Below are 14,312 nucleotides of genomic sequence, written 5' to 3'. Positions count from 1 at the left end.
GGGAGCCTCCGGCTCATACGACGGAATCCTGGACCGGGCCCGCGAACTCCCTGCCGGGACCCATCCCTTCGGCGCAGCTGGGTTGAGGTGTGAGGGTAAGGGCCAGTTCGGCGAAGGCGGTGGCCGTCGGGAGCGGGCTCGCGGGCAAGGCGAGCAGGATGGTGCGCTCGGCAGCCGGGTCCAGCGGGATCGCGTGCACGCCCGGGCGATGGGCGGGCAGCGCCAGTTCAGGGACGATGCTCACCCCGAGCCCCTCGGCGACCATGGCGAGGATGCTGCTGGTGTCGCGCACCCGGTAATGGCACTTCAGGCTCGCCCCCGCCGCCCGCGCGAGTGTCGTGATCAGAGGCTCACAGCCGCCCGTGGACATGATGAACGGATGCCGGGACAGTTCGGCCACCGGTATCGAGTCGCGGACGCCCAGTTCGTGACCGCTGGGCAGGACGGCCAGCATGCGGTCGGTGGCGAGCGGTCGCGCCATCAACCCCGCGGGGAGCGAGGCCGGGGTGGCCTGTGCGCGCGCCACTCCGGCGGACACGGTTGCGATGTCCGCCGCTCCCGTTTCGAGCCACTCCCGCACCTCGTCGTCCGAGCCCTCCATCCCCCTGAGCCGCACCTGCGGGTAGGACTCCCCGAACCGCCGCAGGATCGGCGGCAGCAGCCGGACGTTGGCGCTGGGGATGACACCGACGCGCAGGCTGCCACGCTCATGCTCCTGGGCTGCGGCCACCTCCTGCTCCAACGCTTCCACCTGGGTGAGGATGAGCGTGGCGCGGCGGCACACGGCACGTCCAGCCGCCGTCAGGCTCACCCCGTGGTTGCCCCGCACCAGCAGCGCGATCCCGAGCTCGCTCTCCAGCGCGCGCAGAGCGTGACTGACGGCAGACTGCGTGGTGGACAGTTCCTCGGCGGCCCGGGTCATGTTGCCGGTCCGTGCGACCGCCTGCAGGATCCTCAGTTGGGTGAAGGTCATAGCGCCGCGCGCAGCAGGCCGACGACCAGCGGGTGCGGGGCCTCGGGACGCGAGCGGGCCTGCGGCACGAACAGTGTGGCCACGTAGTAGGGGTGGCCGGGAATCTCCAGCACCCGGGCCTCGCCATCACCGTCCACTCCTGTGACGGAGAAGCCACCGTCGTGCAGGGTCTTCTGCCGGCTGGGGTCGAGACCGAAGTTGCAGTAGTACTCCTCTTCGACCTCGGTCCGTCCGTACAGCGCGGCCACCCGGGTACCGGGGAGCAGGGTGACGGGCATGGTCTTGCCGGCCAGCGAGCAGGCCAGTTCCGACACGAAGAGGGTGGAGGCGTACGGGTCGTACTCCGCGTGCTCCGCGTCCTCGTAGCCGAGCACGTGGCGGGCGTACTCGATGATCATGTGCTGGCAGCCGCCGCACGTACCCAAGGTGGGGAGGCTGTGCTCTCGGCCGTGACGAAGGGCGGCCAGTGCGCCGCGCAGGCTGCGGTACGGGCTGCCTGGCGCGCACCACAACACGTCGGCGGCCTTGACCTCGGCCAGGTCGGATTCGAGCGGTTCGGTGGCCAGCCAGCGGACGTCCACCCCGATGCCAAGGTGCGCGGCGGCATGCCGCAGCGCGTCGTCGGTAGCCACGTGCGGGGAACAAGCCGGATCGCGGTCGCCGATGACCGCGACGCGCAGGGGTCGGTCCATGGCCTCACTATGCGGCGTTCCGGTCTGAGCGCCAATACCGGACCAGGCGTGCGCCATGAGCGATCGCTCATGTCCATTCGACCATGCGCCGCCCGGTAGTAGTCGGAGAAGACCCCCATCCGGCCCTCCCCGCCGGTCGGGCATTGACGTTCGTGACGGCCTCGCGCACACAATGGGTCGTGGCTTGGAGCCCGCTCCTCGACGGTGACCCCTGGCGCATCGGCGTGTACACCCTCGCGGGGCGGCTCGGCGCGGGTGGCCAGGGGGTCGTCTACGAGGCGTACGGGCCGGCCGGTGACCAGGTGGCGGTCAAGGTGCTGCACGCCGGGGCGGCCTCCCTCCGCCCGCCCGACGGCGAAGTGCGGGCGTTGTCGAGGATCGCCCCCTTCTGCACCGCCAGGATCCTCGACTTCGACCTGGAGGCCGAGCGGCCGTACCTCGTCAGCGAGTTCGTGTCGGGGGCGAGCCTGCGCGCGGCCGTCCAGGAGCACGGCCCTTTCCACGGCGACGAGCTGCACCGGCTGGCGGTGGGGGTGGCCACGGCCCTGGTGGCGGTCCACCGCGCGGGCGTGGTGCACCGCGATCTCAAACCGGACAACGTGCTGCTGGGCCCCGACGGGCCCCGCGTCATCGACTTCGGCATCGCCCGGCTGCTCACCGGCTCGATCACCCCGGGCGGCGCCGTCGGCACCCCGCTCTACATGGCCCCCGAGGTGCTGCGCGGCGCCCCCGCGGGCGGGGCGGCCGACGTCTACGGCTGGGCGGCCGTCATGTTGTACGCCGCGTCGGGCCGTCCGCCGTACCGGGCGCAGGCGCACACCGTCCCGTTGCCGGAGCCGCTCCGCGCGCTGGTGGACGCGGGGCTGGCCGAGCGGCCGGAAGAGCGTCCGGCGGCCCGCGACCTCCTGCTCGGCCTGCTGGAGCACCGGGCCGCGCACGGGAGCCTCATGGAGGCCGGCAACCGGGCGGCGGGCGTCGTCGCCGCCAGGAACGGCGCCGTACGGCCGCCGCTCGGCGAGCGCGCCGAGCAGGCGTTCGCGGCGTTGCCCGAGCCCGCGCAGGCCGCCGTCCCCGGCCTCCTGGTACGCCTGGTCGGCCCCGGCGACCAGCTCAGATCCGCCGCCCTGGACGAACTCGGCGACGACCCGGCGGCGCCCGTCGCCGTCGAGGCCCTGCGCCGGGCGGGGATGCTGACCGGCGACGCGAACGGCGTGCGCATCGCCTCGCCCGCCCTGCCCGTCGCCTGGCACCGGCTGCGCGGCTGGCTGGCCGACGAACGTCCCGGCCTGGCCGATCACGAGCGCCTGCGCGACGCGGCCCGGGCATGGGCGGCGAACGGGCACAAGGACGCCGACCTGCACCAGGGCTCCGCGCTCGAACGCGACCACCGCTGGGCCGGCCAGACCAGGCGGCACCTGCGGCTCAACCCGGTCGAACGGCGCTTCCTCGCCGCCTCGGCCGCGCTGACGGTCCGTCGCAGGCGGCGCAGGGCCCTGCTGCTCGCCCTGCTCGCCGCGTTGCTCGCGGTGGCGGCGGTCCTGGGCACGCTGGCCGAGACGCAGCGACGCACCGTCACCGGGCAGCGGGACGAGGCGATCGCCCGCGGGCTCGCCGCGCGGGTGCCCGCGCTGCGCCTGCACACACCCACCACGGCGATGCAGCTCAGCCTCGCCGCCTGGCGGCTGTCCCCCGTGCCCGAGGCGCGGCTCGGGCTGCTGGCCTCGCTCGGCCAGGCCGACGTCAGTACGGGCATCGACGGCAAGTACCTCGCCGTGTCGGCCCAAGGGCACGTCCTGACCTGGGACAGCGACGGCGCGACGGTCCGCGACCCGGCCACGCGCCGGACGCTGGGCACGATCGCCTCGCCCGGTTGTTGCGCGAACAGCTTCCTCAGCCCGGACGCCTCCCTCCTGCTCGCCATCGACTCCTACCAGTCCACGGCCCGCGTGTTCGGCGTGCGCGACGGCCGCCTGCTGCACGAACTGCCCCTGGTGGGCAACGGAGCGGTCTTCGCCGCCGGGGGCGACCGGGCGGCGGTCTTCACGTACAGCTCCGGCAGGCCGGTCTCGGTGCTCGACCTGCGCCGCGGCACCGTCGTGAGCACGCTGACCAGGAAGACGGTCACGGCGGCGGCCCTGAGCCCCGACGGTTCCACCCTCGCGCTGGCCGTCGCCGACCGCCGCGTGGAGCTGGTGGACCTCGCGTCGGGACGTACGGCACGCGCGTTCACCGTCCCGCCCTCCGACGACGAGATCCGCGCCCTGCGCTTCACCCCGGACGGCAGGACGCTGATCAGCCACGCCGTCGAGCTCCGCTTCTGGGACGCGGGCACCGGCGCCGAGCTCGCCGGCCACGCCGCGGCCGGGGAGCACGTGGAGAGCTTCGCCACGGACCCCGGCGGACGGTGGCTGGCGACCGTGAGCCACCTGGGCCTGCGGCTCTGGGACGTACCCGCCCGCCGGTCGGCGACCGTCGTACCGGGCCTGCCGTCCGTGGTGGAGGAGCTGGCGTTCACCGGCGACGGCCGCGGCCTGGCCTACACGGTACGGCCGGGCGGCGTACGGTTCGCCGACGTCACCGCCTGGACCGCGCCCGATCGGCTGGGCGGGCAGGCCGAGCAGGCGGCGCTGGCGGTCGGGGCGGGACGGGCCGCCACGGCCGGGCCGGACGGCGTACGGGTGTGGAACCTGCGCACCCGCCGCCAGGTCGGGCCCACCCTGGTCTTCCAGGGCACGGAGGCGACCTCGCCGTGCGCCGCCACGAACGACCCCAAGCACGCGGTGACCCTCAGCCCGGACGGCGCCACCCTCGCGGTGGTCACCCCGGGCGGAGCCGTACGGATCAGCGACGTCGTCACCGGCCGCGAACTGGCCCGCCTCCCGGGCCGCCGGACCCGGCGGACGGGCGATCTGTGGCGGGTCGGCGACCTCACGTTCGGCCCCGACGGCAGGACGCTCGCCGCCGCCACGATCTACCGCGCGGCCGGCACCTGCCAGGAGGAACGGACCACCCAGCTCTGGACCGCCACCCCCTCCTGGCGGCCGGCCCACACGGTGAGCGCGACCTACGGGAGCTTCGCCTTCCTCCCCGGTGGCCGGGAAGTGGTGGCACGCGACGACAACGGGCTCGTGCTGCTCGACGTCGCCTCCGGGCGGACGGTCCGGCGGATCACCACCGACGCCGTCGGCGGATCGCTGAGCGGCCTCGCGCCCGACCCCCGGTACGCGCTCACCGGCGTCAACGCGCTGTACCTGGCCGATCTGCGCACGGGCCGCCTCATCGAGCCGCCGCTGGTCAGCGAGGCCGGCATCGTCGCCGCCTCCTCCCCCGACGGCCGCACCCTCGCCACCGTCGACCGGGACCAGCGCATACGCGTCCGCGACACCTCCACCGGCCAGGCCGCCGACCTCCCGTTCCCCGGCGCCGCCGGCCCCGTGCTCGCCTTGTCCTTCTCCCCCGACGGCCGCACCCTCTACGCGCTCACCGGCGACGGCGCCCTGTTCACCTACGTCACCGACGGCCCCCGCGCCGCCGCCCTGCTGTGCGCCCGCGTCGGCGGCTCCCCTTCCCGGACCGACTGGTCACGCTACGTCCCGGACGCCCCGTACCGCGAACTCTGCTGAACGGCGCGCGAATGACCGTGGGCTCAGATGAGGCTGAGCGGGGCCGGTTCCACGTCGAGTTCCCTCATCGCCTCGGCATAGAGCCGGTAGCGTCTACGGGCCTCACCATGGCGGCGAGCTCCGGTCAGCGTTCGAACCAGGCCCAGGTGGGCGGCCTCGTCGTAGGCGTCCCGTTCGAGCAGGCGGAGCAGGTAGCGAACCGCTCTGTCGGGGTCGTCGGCCGCCTCCGCGAGTGAGGCCAGTTCGCGGAGCAGGGCCTGGTGTACGGCGCGAGCCTCTTCACGCAGAGGCTCCAGCCACTCGGCGTAAGGAGAGTCCTCGCAGACGTCCCCGGTGTAGCGAGCCTCAGCCGCGACAAGGAGGTCCTCGTCTCCGGAGGCGAGCGCCTCGGCGGCAGCGGAGAGGAACTCCTCGACATCGGTACGGAGTCCGACCAGCTGGATGCTGTACCTGTCGGCGCGGACGAACTCCCCGGGCCCGAACTTCCGTTGCGGGTCCAGGACCGAGCGCACCGTGGACAGAGCGACCGAAAGCCGGTTGGAGCAGGACGCGGGCTCCTCACCCGGCCAAAGGATCTCCATCACCGCTTCCCGGGCGACAATGCGGCCGCGTTGGCACGCCAGCCAGGTCAGCAGGTCGCGTGCCTTTCGGGACTGCCATTCGACAGCGCTGCCGCAGCGGCTGAGCCGTACTCCACCCAGCATGCAGAACCGCACGGCGTCATGGTCGAGGAGCGTGATCGCGCGGAGCAGGCCGGCGCCGGAGCTGTGCGGCCCGCGGAGGCCGACGCGGCGGAGCTCCTGCTCCGCCTCGTCGAGGCCGGAGCCGTTGAGCCGCGCCCGGGCGAACGCGTTACGCGCGATGTTCACCGGGCTGCCGATCTGTGCCCAGATCTCCGCTGCGGACGCCAGCAGGTCCGCTCGCTCGCCAGGGGATTCGGCCACGGTGAAGGCCGACAGTTCCAGGGCTTCCGCCATCTTGGCCCGGTCGCGGCGGCTGACGGCCGCCTCGTGGGCGGATCGGGCGTAGGCGCCGGCTTTGGTCCGGTCGCCGGTCTCTGCCCAGACCCAGCCGGCGGCCAGGAGCGCGTCCACCCGGCTGGAGCCGCCGCCTGCCGCGACCGCGCGTTCGGCCAGTTGGACGGCCAGCGCGGGATCGTCGACCGCGTGGACGCAGGCCAGTCCGGCCAGGGCTGTCTGGGTCAGATGGGCGTTCTGGAGTTGTTCGGCATGCTTCAGGGAGTTTTCGAAGCTGATTCGGGCATGCATCAGCTCCCCGCGCTCCAGATAGACCTTGCCGAGCCCCGCCAGCGGGTGGCCGAGCTTGTCGCTGCCCACCCGGCTGAAGATGTCGCGTGCCCGCTGGAAGTCGGCCAGGGCTTCGTCGAGTCTGCCCAGGCCCATGAGCGCATCGGCGCGGTTGTGCAGGGCGATCGCGGTCTGGACGGGGTCCCCGACCAGGTCCGCTCGCCGTACCGAGAGGTCGGAGTCGGCGATGGCCTCGTCGTAGCGGGCCTCCTCCGCGCGGCTCGCGGCGCGGTTGGCCAGGACGCGGGCGGACAACAACAGGTCTCCAGAGCTCTCCGCGGCGGCGAGGGCGAGGGCGCTGTGCCGTTCGCTTCCGGCCCCGTCGCCGGCGTCGTGGGTGACCATGGCCAGCGCGGTGTGGGCGCAGGCGGCAGCGCGTTCGTCCTGGCAGAGGGTGGCCATCGCCAGGGCTTGTTCGGCCAGCTGGGTCGCCTCCGCGCTCTCGCCGACCAGCCAGCGAGCGCTGGCGGACCAGGCGAGCAACATCGCCCGGTCCGAGGAGCTTGAGGAGGGCAGCGGAAACGCCGAGCCGTCGAAGCCGCCGGCCAGCTCGAACGTCGACAACGCCGCCTTGTAGTCCCCCCGCTGGTAGTAGATCATCCCCATCCGCCAGGCCACCGCGGGGTCAGTGGCATCGACACGGCGCAGGCACTCCAGCGCGCCGGCCCAGTCCCCCTGAACCTGGCGTGCCTGTCCCTCGGCCATGTCCACGGCACACGTCCGCGCCTTCTCCGGTACGGCGACGCAAGCCCGGACGAGCTCAGCCGCGTGCCCCTCGGCCAGCAGCGACGCATGCCACCGTTCGATCATCGCCACCCGATGGCCGGGCTCGTCGCAAACCGCCAGCGCCTCCCGGACGAACCCATGCGACTCATACCAATGGGCCGCCGCCGGCACCCGGCCGACCTCACCCACGAACTCCCGGACCAAGGTCGACACCACATAACCCTGATCGCAGGGCGTGATCAGGATGTGCTGAGCGGCCAGAGCGCGGAGCTCCTCGCGGGAGACGGCGACCCCCATCGCCTGGCACAGCTCGTCGGTGAACCACGGCAGCCGAGCGGTCGCGCGGAGGAATTCCTCGTGCTCGTCCTTCACCACCTCCTCGACCAGATAGTCGAACAGCGGCGTGGCAGCGATCCGCCTGGCACGGTCCGACAAGGGCAGGCCGCTCAGCCAGCTCAGCGTCAGCCGTACGGCGACCGGCCACCCCTTGGTGAGCTCGTGAACCTCCTCCGCCAGGTCGTCCGACCCCAGAACGATCGAGGAGAGTGAGCGGGTCTCGGCAGGGGTGAAGGCCAGCTGTTCCGCCGACACCTGGAAGACATGACCCAGGCCGCGCAGGCGCTGGATCGGGAAGGGGACGGCGGAGCGTGAGATCAACACCAGGTGAAGGTCGTCGCCGCCGTGGTGACAGAACTCTTCGAGCAGGCGCGCCCCAGGGGTGCCCGGCTCGATCCGCTCCACCTCGTCGATGACGAGGACGGTCGGCCGGGAGACGGCGGCGGCCAGCTCGGTGGCGAGTCCGGCGGAGCGGATCCACCCGGCCGGCGCGCCCAGGGCCTGGCAGCTCTCTTCGATCAGGGTGGCGTCGTCAGCCCAGGTCAGCCATGCCACCAGATGATCAGGCCGGGCCCGCGTCCAGCCGCGTACGGCCGAGGTCTTACCGCCGCCCGGGCCCGCGGTCACCACGGTGAGCCGGTGTCGCGGGATCTGATCGAAAAGGGCGGTGAGTTGCCCTCGTGGCAGCAGAGGCTCGGTCGCCGTCACAGCGAGAAGTATCTGCCGGGCTGGACTTTAAGGCAACTGAAAGCTCCGTTCCTACCGTCGTGCTCAGTCCCGAACGACGAGGAGAAGATCGTGAGAGTCATTCCAGCCCTGCTCGCGGCGAGCGCCGGCATTCTCCTGCTCAACGCTCCGGCCACCGCCTCGACGAAGGCCATGAGCGAGCCCACAGCGGAAGAACTGAGGGCGGCACCGATCGCCGAAGAGGCGGACGCCGAGGTCAAGCTCGCGCTGCTCCGCTACGGCAACGGGCTGACCGTGGAGTTCAACGACAGCCAGCCGTCCGGCGACGTGGGCCTCGTCCAGACCGCCTTCATCGGCCGCGCCCGTCTGTTCGCCCGCGAGAGTGGCGACAGCTTCCTCGAGACGTACCTGAAGATCACCCCGGCCTCGGTCGCGGTCCCGCAGCGGCTGGTGGAGGCCCATGGCACCAAGCCCCTGCCGGCTGAGCTGCAGCGCCGGACGGTCACCAAGGAACTGGTGGAGGTCGACGGCCTCGCCACCCCCGCGGTCCCGACCATGTCCGGCGCGGTCAACTGCAACAAGACCTACTACCCCTGGTACCACTGGCGTGACGTGGGCCACCCCGGCATGCTGCCCAGGGACTCCTACTCCTCCAGCTACGGCGGCAAGTACGTGAACGCCGACAGCTGGCTCATCAATTGTCTTTCGGCCGGCAACCCGCCCCAGATCGCCGCCCACCATCGGCTCTTCTACTTCAACAACGTCCTCAGCAAGTGGGCGGAGCAAAGTGACACCTTGGTGTACCCGGGGCAGGAGCAGCACGTCGAAAAGGGCATCATCAACCGCTACCGCAGGATCATCCAGGACGACACCTGGGGCTCCGACCCCAACTGCCTTTCGTGCACATACACGCGTGAGGGCCGCTTCCACGACTGAACCCCGCCCATGTCGATCCACCGCGAACGAGACAGGCCATCGACCGGCAGGCGGGCGGTGGCCTGGGAGGCGATCGCAAGGAGTCGAGGTCAGCGGTTGAAGTCGCGGGCCGTCACGCTGCCCAGTCCGTTGCTCCCGTCCTTCGACAGGTAGACGGTCATCCCTTCGTCGTGGAGGTTGATCCACCCGCCACCCTGCCCATAGGGGGCGTCCTTCGCGCGTATGGAGTCGGCGTACACGGAGCCAGGGGTGGCGGTGCCCGTCCCGCCCGTGTACACCTGCAGACCGAACCTGGAGAAGGCGATCAATCCGTCGTCAGTGCTTCTGCCCTGCACCCATGTGGTGTTGACGCCGTTGAGGTCGGCCTTGTCGGCGAACACGGTGCCCGGGGCGTCGGAACTGCCTGTGCTCCAGACTTTCACCCCGCCTGGGAGGAGGGTGATGCTTCCGTCGCCCTTGGTCGATCCCTCCAACCGCGGGGTGGTGACGCCATCGACGGCGGTGAGGGTTCCCAGGATGGGATCGCGCACCTGAACGGTCGTGGTGACGGTGTGCCGCCGGGTGCCGAAGCCGGCGACGAGGGTGTAGGTGGTGTCGCGCTTCGGGGCGTCGGCGGCGTCCAGCACCAAGGAGTACGGGCCGTGCGACCCGGTGTGCTCGACCTTGGGAACGGGCTTCCGGCCACCCGGGAACAAGATCTCGTACGTGAAGTCGTCGGATCCCTCCCAGTTCAGCGTGACCGTTGTTCCGGCGTCCACCACGACGTTGTCCGCGCGGAAGCCGTGCGGCGGCGGTATCTCCTTCGGCGCGGTCTTCACCACCGCCACCGCCGTGTCACTGTTGCGCAGTCCCCCACTCTTGCTTCTGCCGGCGGCCTCGGTCACCCGCAGCACAGCCAGCCCGGCTTGGGGAGCGACAGCGACGTTCTCCAGCGTCACCACCATGTGGTCACCGGGACCGAGGGTGATCGCGCTGCCCTGATCGCTGACCTGGAAGGCGAAGCTCTGCGCCTGGACGGTCACCGCACGGGTGCGGCCGGTCTTGACGTCGGTGTGCTCGCCTTTGGGCGTGATCGTGGTGAAGTCGTCGGTGAGGTGGCCGGCGCCGGTGCCGACGGGAACCGTCACCTTGATCGTGGCGTACGCCGTCTGCCCGGTGTTCGTGACGAGCAGGTACACCGTCCCCGTGGACTTGGACTGCCGCCCGGCCTCGGACGCCGCCAAGGGTGCCGGGTCCGTGATGAGGGTGTAGGTCAGCATGGTCAAGGTCGCGGCTCCTTCTCCTGGCAGCACAGGCGGCGGCACGGAAGAGCACTCCTAGGTGATCCAAACGTCAAGGCGAGGGCACAACAAGAGCGCCCAAGGGGGCTATAACAGGACTCTTCGGCAATACCCTCAGCACCTTGACATGCTTAGGTGCACGCTCCGGAACTGTCCGTCATATGCACTGCCTTGCGGGCCCACGCGTCCGGCGGCACCCGACCGCCTGGGAGACGCCCGAAACCCTGGAGCTCCTCAGCCAGGCCCGCCGGGGCCGGCCGCTCAAGATCCTCGTGCTCGAGCAGCGCAAGAAGCCGGATCCCATCCGCGGCCAAGGCCCCGGCACCGCCTTCCTCGCCGTCATAGCTGTCCAGCAGTCCCGGCCTGGCCGTCGAGTCGAGCTTCCAGGCCAGGTCGTAGGCGTCACCGATCGCGGTGTTGCCGCCCATCCCGCCACTGGGTGGGGTGACTTTCGCCGCATCCTCGGTCAGCAGCACCCGCCCCACCCGAAACGATCCGCCACCATGGCCGCCATCTCCCACGGCGCCACCGCCTTGATCCGCGGTTCGAGGTCCGGCAGTGCGGTGATCAGGCGGATCAGTTCGGTACAACGCTCGGTGGTGAAGTCCTCGGGTGAGGCCCCGATGGCCGGGTCGTAGGTGACGCTGTACAGGTGTCGGTCAATGGCGTGGTCGATGGTGGTGAACAGGCCACTGCCCTGGTCGTTGAACAGGATGTGCAGGGTGGGCATCGCGGGGGTCGGCCAGATCGCCGAGGTCGGCGTCGAAAATGATGCTGACGTTGTGCCCGAGGCTGCCGGGGACCGTGCCGATCGACGCCTAGCGCCGTACGCACCCCACTGCGGTGCCCGTCAGCGGCGACGAGGTAGTCCGCCGCCATCGATCCGATCCCACCTCTCGCATCCGGTGGGTCGCGAGGTGGAGGTGGGCGTGGCATGCCCTGGCTCCGTTCGGGCAGGGGGTCTGGGTGAGGCGTCCTCACCCAGAACCTCAGGACGGCCGGCCTCGAGCGGAGGCGGAGCGACGGAGGTGCCGAGCATGTGGCTGCCCAGGATGAGTTACGCAGCGATGAGCGCCGTCATGTACGCGGCCATCGGCTTGGGAGGAACAGCGGTCCCGCCACATCAGCAACCTGCGTGCACTGCGCCACCACTTGAAGGGCGTGTGGTGGACGTGGCCCTTGCCGACATGGCGTCAGGCATGATGAGCCCTGGCCCCCATGATCCCGGACCGTACGGAACTCCCGGTCCGGGTGGCATGATGCCCGGCACTCAAGGCCCGTACGGCTCAGGGCCGCACGGCACGCGGATGAGACTGACGGCCACGCCTTCAAGCGTCCCAGCCGGCAAGGTTTCGCTGCGTGCGTACAACAAGGGGACCCTCGCCCACGAGGTCGTCGTGCTGCCGCTCCCGGCGGGGCACGCGCCGGGGCAGCGGGCGACCGGTTCGGACGGGCGCGTCAGCGAGGCGGGCAGCCTCGGCGAGGCGTCTCGTACGTGTGGGGCGGGCGCCGGGAACGGCATAGCTCCCGGATCCACGAGCTGGACCACGTTGACACTGCGGCCGGGCCGATACGAGCTGCTGTGCAACTTCCCGGGCCACTACGCGGCCGGCATGTACGCCGAACTCGACGTCACCGGTTAGGCCATGGGCCTGATCAGGCCGAGGTCCGGGCGGACGGCGGTCCTACGGTGGCGTAGCGGCGGTTGTCGGACGCCATCGCGCCGGCCCGGAGCGGCACGCCGTACAGGCGGGCGGAGCGTGCGACCAGATGGGTGACTGGTAGACACATGCCCATGGACGCATCCACCGCTCAGCATCTCAGCATCATGTCTCCCGCATTCGCCGTCGAGCAGCTGCCGCAAGACGGGGTGCCCGAGGACGATTGGCTGGTGCTCGTCCGCGCTCCGGAAGGGCTGACCGTGGTCCGTGAGGCCAGAGGTGCGGACGCGGCGGAGCAGTGGATCGGCTTCTACGGAGGTGCCACAGCACACGGCCTGGACATTCCCGGAATGCTGTCCGCGATCGTCAAGCCGCTGGCGGAGGCGGCGATCCCGGTATTCGTGGCCTCGACTTTCCATGCCGACCTGGTTCTGGTTCCCGAGCCGAGGAAACAGCAGGCCATCACCGTCCTTGAGGAAGCAGGGCACCAGGTGAAGAGCCAGGACGGCGAAGCCGGGCCACGGCACTAGAGCTGGGCGGTGATCTCTGCGGCCAGTTGCCGGGCGGTGCGGCCGGCGCCGATGAGGGTGGCCGAGGCGGGGCCGGTCCAGTCGCCGTAGCCGAGCAGGTGCAGGCGCGGTTCGGCCAGGGCGCGGGTGCCGTCGGTGGGGATAGCGCCGCCGGGGCCGCGCAGCCGTAGCGGGGCCAGATGAGCCAGGGCGGGACGGAAGCCGGTGCACCACACGATCACGTCGTACGCCGCCGTACTGCCGTCGGCCCACGCCACCCCGTCAGGGGTGATGCGGGAGAACATGGGCTCGGCCTTGAGCGCGCCTCGGTCTCGGGCCTCGCGTACGGGCGCGACGGCGACGATGTCGCCCAGGTCGGCGATGCTCTCGGCGTTCTGTCCGGTCAGGGCGGCCCGGTGGCGGCGGGTGGCCAGGTCGAACAGGGCGCGGCCGTCGATCTCGTCGGGCAGCAGCCGGGGCGGGCGCAGCGTCGCCCAGGTGGTCTGGCCGACCTGGGAGAGCTCGGCGAGGATCTGCGCGGCGGAGTTGCCGCCGCCCACGACCAGCACCCGACGGCCACGGAAGGGCCCGGGGCCGCGGTAGCCGGCTGTGTGCAACTGCTCGCCACGGAAGTCGCCGATGCCGGGGTAGTGCGGCACGTAGGGACGCCACCAGGTGCCCGTGGCGCTGACGACGACGCGGGCGTGCCAGGTGCCGGCGCTGCTGTCCACGGCCAGGCGCGGGCCGGCGCGCCGCACGGCCCGCACGGCGGCCGGGCGGACGATCGGCAGCCGGTAACGCCGCTCGTAGTCGGTGAGGTAGGCGACGACGTGGGCGGCGTCCGGATAGCCGCCGTCGGCCGGGATCGGCATCATCCGGCCGGGCAGGGAGCCGTACTGCGCGGGCGAGAACAGCCGCAGGGACGGCCGGGCATGCTGCCAGGCACCACCCGGGGCCTGCCCGGCATCCAGGATGACGAAGTCGACGCCCGCCCGCCGCAAGTAGTAGCCGGCCGCCAGCCCGGCCTGCCCGGCGCCGATGACCACGACATCGGCCAGGCGTGCCGCGTCGGTCATACGGTGAGGAGTTCCACGTCCACCGGGCCGTTCTGCGCCTTGGCGGGGGCGGCGAGCGGCGTGAACAGCGCGCCCAGCTTGTTCACCACCTCGGGGATGATCCGGTAATAGACCCAGGTGCCGCGGCGTTCACCGTCGATCAGCCCGGCGGTGCGCAGCACCTTCAGGTGGTGGGAGATCGTGGGGGCGGTCAGGTCGAACACGCCGGTCAGGTCGCACACGCACGCCTCGCCACCGGCGTGGGAGCCGATCATCGACAGCAGGCGCAGCCGCACCGGGTCGGCCACGGCCTTGAGCAGGGTGGCCAGTTCGGCGGCGTCGGCCTCGCCGAGCGGCTCGCGGGCGATCGGCGCACAGCATTGGGTGGAGGCGGGGGCTGCCATGACGCGACTCCTTAATTCGATGCCGGTCTAAATTATAGGCGGTGGTAGACGAGCAGCGCGAACGCCGCGAACGCCACGACCACCGCGCTCGTCCGCCCGAGCCCGGCGAGCAGGCGCTCGCCG

At 71.5% G+C, this 14,312-nt stretch carries 11 protein-coding genes and 1 pseudogene; 4 read left to right on the top strand and 8 right to left on the bottom strand.

The annotated features are described in order from the left end of the window. Positions 1–13: 13 nt before the first annotated feature. Complete coding sequence (locus tag ACIA8R_RS42220) at positions 14–973, bottom strand: LysR family transcriptional regulator (protein ID WP_397043189.1); 960 nt, start codon at positions 971–973, stop codon at positions 14–16. Then, a complete protein-coding gene (locus ACIA8R_RS42215) occupies positions 970–1,665 on the bottom strand; it encodes a hypothetical protein (RefSeq protein ID WP_364094878.1) in 696 nt (231 codons plus the stop codon). The genes ACIA8R_RS42220 and ACIA8R_RS42215 overlap by 4 nt, the downstream gene beginning before the upstream one ends. A 179-nt stretch (positions 1,666–1,844) precedes the next feature. Between ACIA8R_RS42215 and ACIA8R_RS42210 the strand changes: the two genes are divergently transcribed. Further along, the gene (locus ACIA8R_RS42210; protein WP_397043187.1) at positions 1,845–5,288 is read left to right on the top strand and encodes a protein kinase; all 3,444 of its coding nucleotides are present in this window, start codon (positions 1,845–1,847) and stop codon (positions 5,286–5,288) included. A 23-nt stretch (positions 5,289–5,311) separates the two neighbouring features. Here ACIA8R_RS42210 and ACIA8R_RS42205 read toward each other — a convergent pair whose 3' ends face one another. Continuing rightward, positions 5,312–8,365, bottom strand: a complete 3,054-nt coding sequence (locus ACIA8R_RS42205) for a tetratricopeptide repeat protein (RefSeq protein ID WP_397043185.1) — start codon at positions 8,363–8,365, stop codon at positions 5,312–5,314. 90 nt (positions 8,366–8,455) lie between these two features. Here ACIA8R_RS42205 and ACIA8R_RS42200 point away from each other — a divergent pair, with 90 nt between their 5' ends. Beyond that, positions 8,456–9,280 (top strand): hypothetical protein, encoded by an 825-nt coding sequence (locus ACIA8R_RS42200; RefSeq protein ID WP_397043184.1) that lies wholly within the window; start codon positions 8,456–8,458, stop codon positions 9,278–9,280. Positions 9,281–9,369: 89 nt separating this feature from the next. Here the strand turns inward: ACIA8R_RS42200 and ACIA8R_RS42195 are convergent, their stop codons facing one another. Together ACIA8R_RS42195 and ACIA8R_RS42190 are read right to left on the bottom strand one after the other, a co-directional pair. Beyond that, positions 9,370–10,545 carry a hypothetical protein gene (locus tag ACIA8R_RS42195; protein ID WP_397043182.1) on the bottom strand — a complete coding sequence of 392 codons (1,176 nt, stop codon included), beginning with the start codon at positions 10,543–10,545 and terminating at the stop codon, positions 9,370–9,372. A gap of 146 nt (positions 10,546–10,691) precedes the next feature. Beyond that, positions 10,692–11,439, bottom strand: a pseudogene (locus ACIA8R_RS42190) (FAD-dependent monooxygenase). Positions 11,440–11,867: 428 nt separating this feature from the next. Here ACIA8R_RS42190 and ACIA8R_RS42185 point away from each other — a divergent pair. Beyond that, positions 11,868–12,203 (top strand): sulfocyanin-like copper-binding protein, encoded by a 336-nt coding sequence (locus ACIA8R_RS42185; protein ID WP_397043180.1) that lies wholly within the window; start codon positions 11,868–11,870, stop codon positions 12,201–12,203. Positions 12,204–12,216: 13 nt separating this feature from the next. Here ACIA8R_RS42185 and ACIA8R_RS42180 read toward each other — a convergent pair whose 3' ends face one another. Beyond that, complete coding sequence (locus ACIA8R_RS42180; protein WP_397043178.1) at positions 12,217–12,351, bottom strand: hypothetical protein; 135 nt, start codon at positions 12,349–12,351, stop codon at positions 12,217–12,219. Between the two features lie 4 nt (positions 12,352–12,355). Between ACIA8R_RS42180 and ACIA8R_RS42175 the strand changes: the two genes are divergently transcribed. Beyond that, on the top strand, positions 12,356–12,751 hold the full coding sequence (locus tag ACIA8R_RS42175) for an ACT domain-containing protein (RefSeq protein WP_364094896.1): 396 nt from the start codon (positions 12,356–12,358) through the stop codon (positions 12,749–12,751). Here the strand turns inward: ACIA8R_RS42175 and ACIA8R_RS42170 are convergent. Both ACIA8R_RS42170 and ACIA8R_RS42165 read right to left on the bottom strand, forming a co-directional pair. Next, on the bottom strand, positions 12,748–13,806 hold the full coding sequence (locus ACIA8R_RS42170; RefSeq protein WP_397043176.1) for an ArsO family NAD(P)H-dependent flavin-containing monooxygenase: 1,059 nt from the start codon (positions 13,804–13,806) through the stop codon (positions 12,748–12,750). The genes ACIA8R_RS42175 and ACIA8R_RS42170 overlap by 4 nt on opposite strands. After that, positions 13,803–14,189 (bottom strand): metalloregulator ArsR/SmtB family transcription factor, encoded by a 387-nt coding sequence (locus ACIA8R_RS42165; protein ID WP_397043174.1) that lies wholly within the window; start codon positions 14,187–14,189, stop codon positions 13,803–13,805. Before ACIA8R_RS42165 ends, ACIA8R_RS42170 begins: the two co-directional genes overlap by 4 nt. Positions 14,190–14,312: the final 123 nt, after the last annotated feature.

Source organism: Nonomuraea sp. NPDC051191, from assembly GCF_044455665.1.
Lineage (GTDB): Bacteria > Actinomycetota > Actinomycetes > Streptosporangiales > Streptosporangiaceae > Nonomuraea.
The sequence above is the reverse complement of the archived record's forward strand: the minus strand, read 5'-3'. Positions and strand labels throughout refer to the sequence as shown.

Bases quoted from the DNA above. Each gene is read 5' to 3' on its own strand.
- ACIA8R_RS42220 (WP_397043189.1), bottom strand. From the start codon at position 973: ATGACCTTCACCCAACTGAGGATCCTGCAGGCGGTCGCACGGACCGGC.
- ACIA8R_RS42215 (WP_364094878.1), bottom strand. From the start codon at position 1,665: ATGGACCGACCCCTGCGCGTCGCGGTCATCGGCGACCGCGATCCGGCT.
- ACIA8R_RS42185 (WP_397043180.1), top strand. From the start codon at position 11,868: ATGAGACTGACGGCCACGCCTTCAAGCGTCCCAGCCGGCAAGGTTTCG.
- ACIA8R_RS42180 (WP_397043178.1), bottom strand. From the start codon at position 12,351: ATGTGTCTACCAGTCACCCATCTGGTCGCACGCTCCGCCCGCCTGTAC.
- ACIA8R_RS42175 (WP_364094896.1), top strand. From the start codon at position 12,356: ATGGACGCATCCACCGCTCAGCATCTCAGCATCATGTCTCCCGCATTC.
- ACIA8R_RS42170 (WP_397043176.1), bottom strand. From the start codon at position 13,806: ATGACCGACGCGGCACGCCTGGCCGATGTCGTGGTCATCGGCGCCGGG.
- ACIA8R_RS42165 (WP_397043174.1), bottom strand. From the start codon at position 14,189: ATGGCAGCCCCCGCCTCCACCCAATGCTGTGCGCCGATCGCCCGCGAG.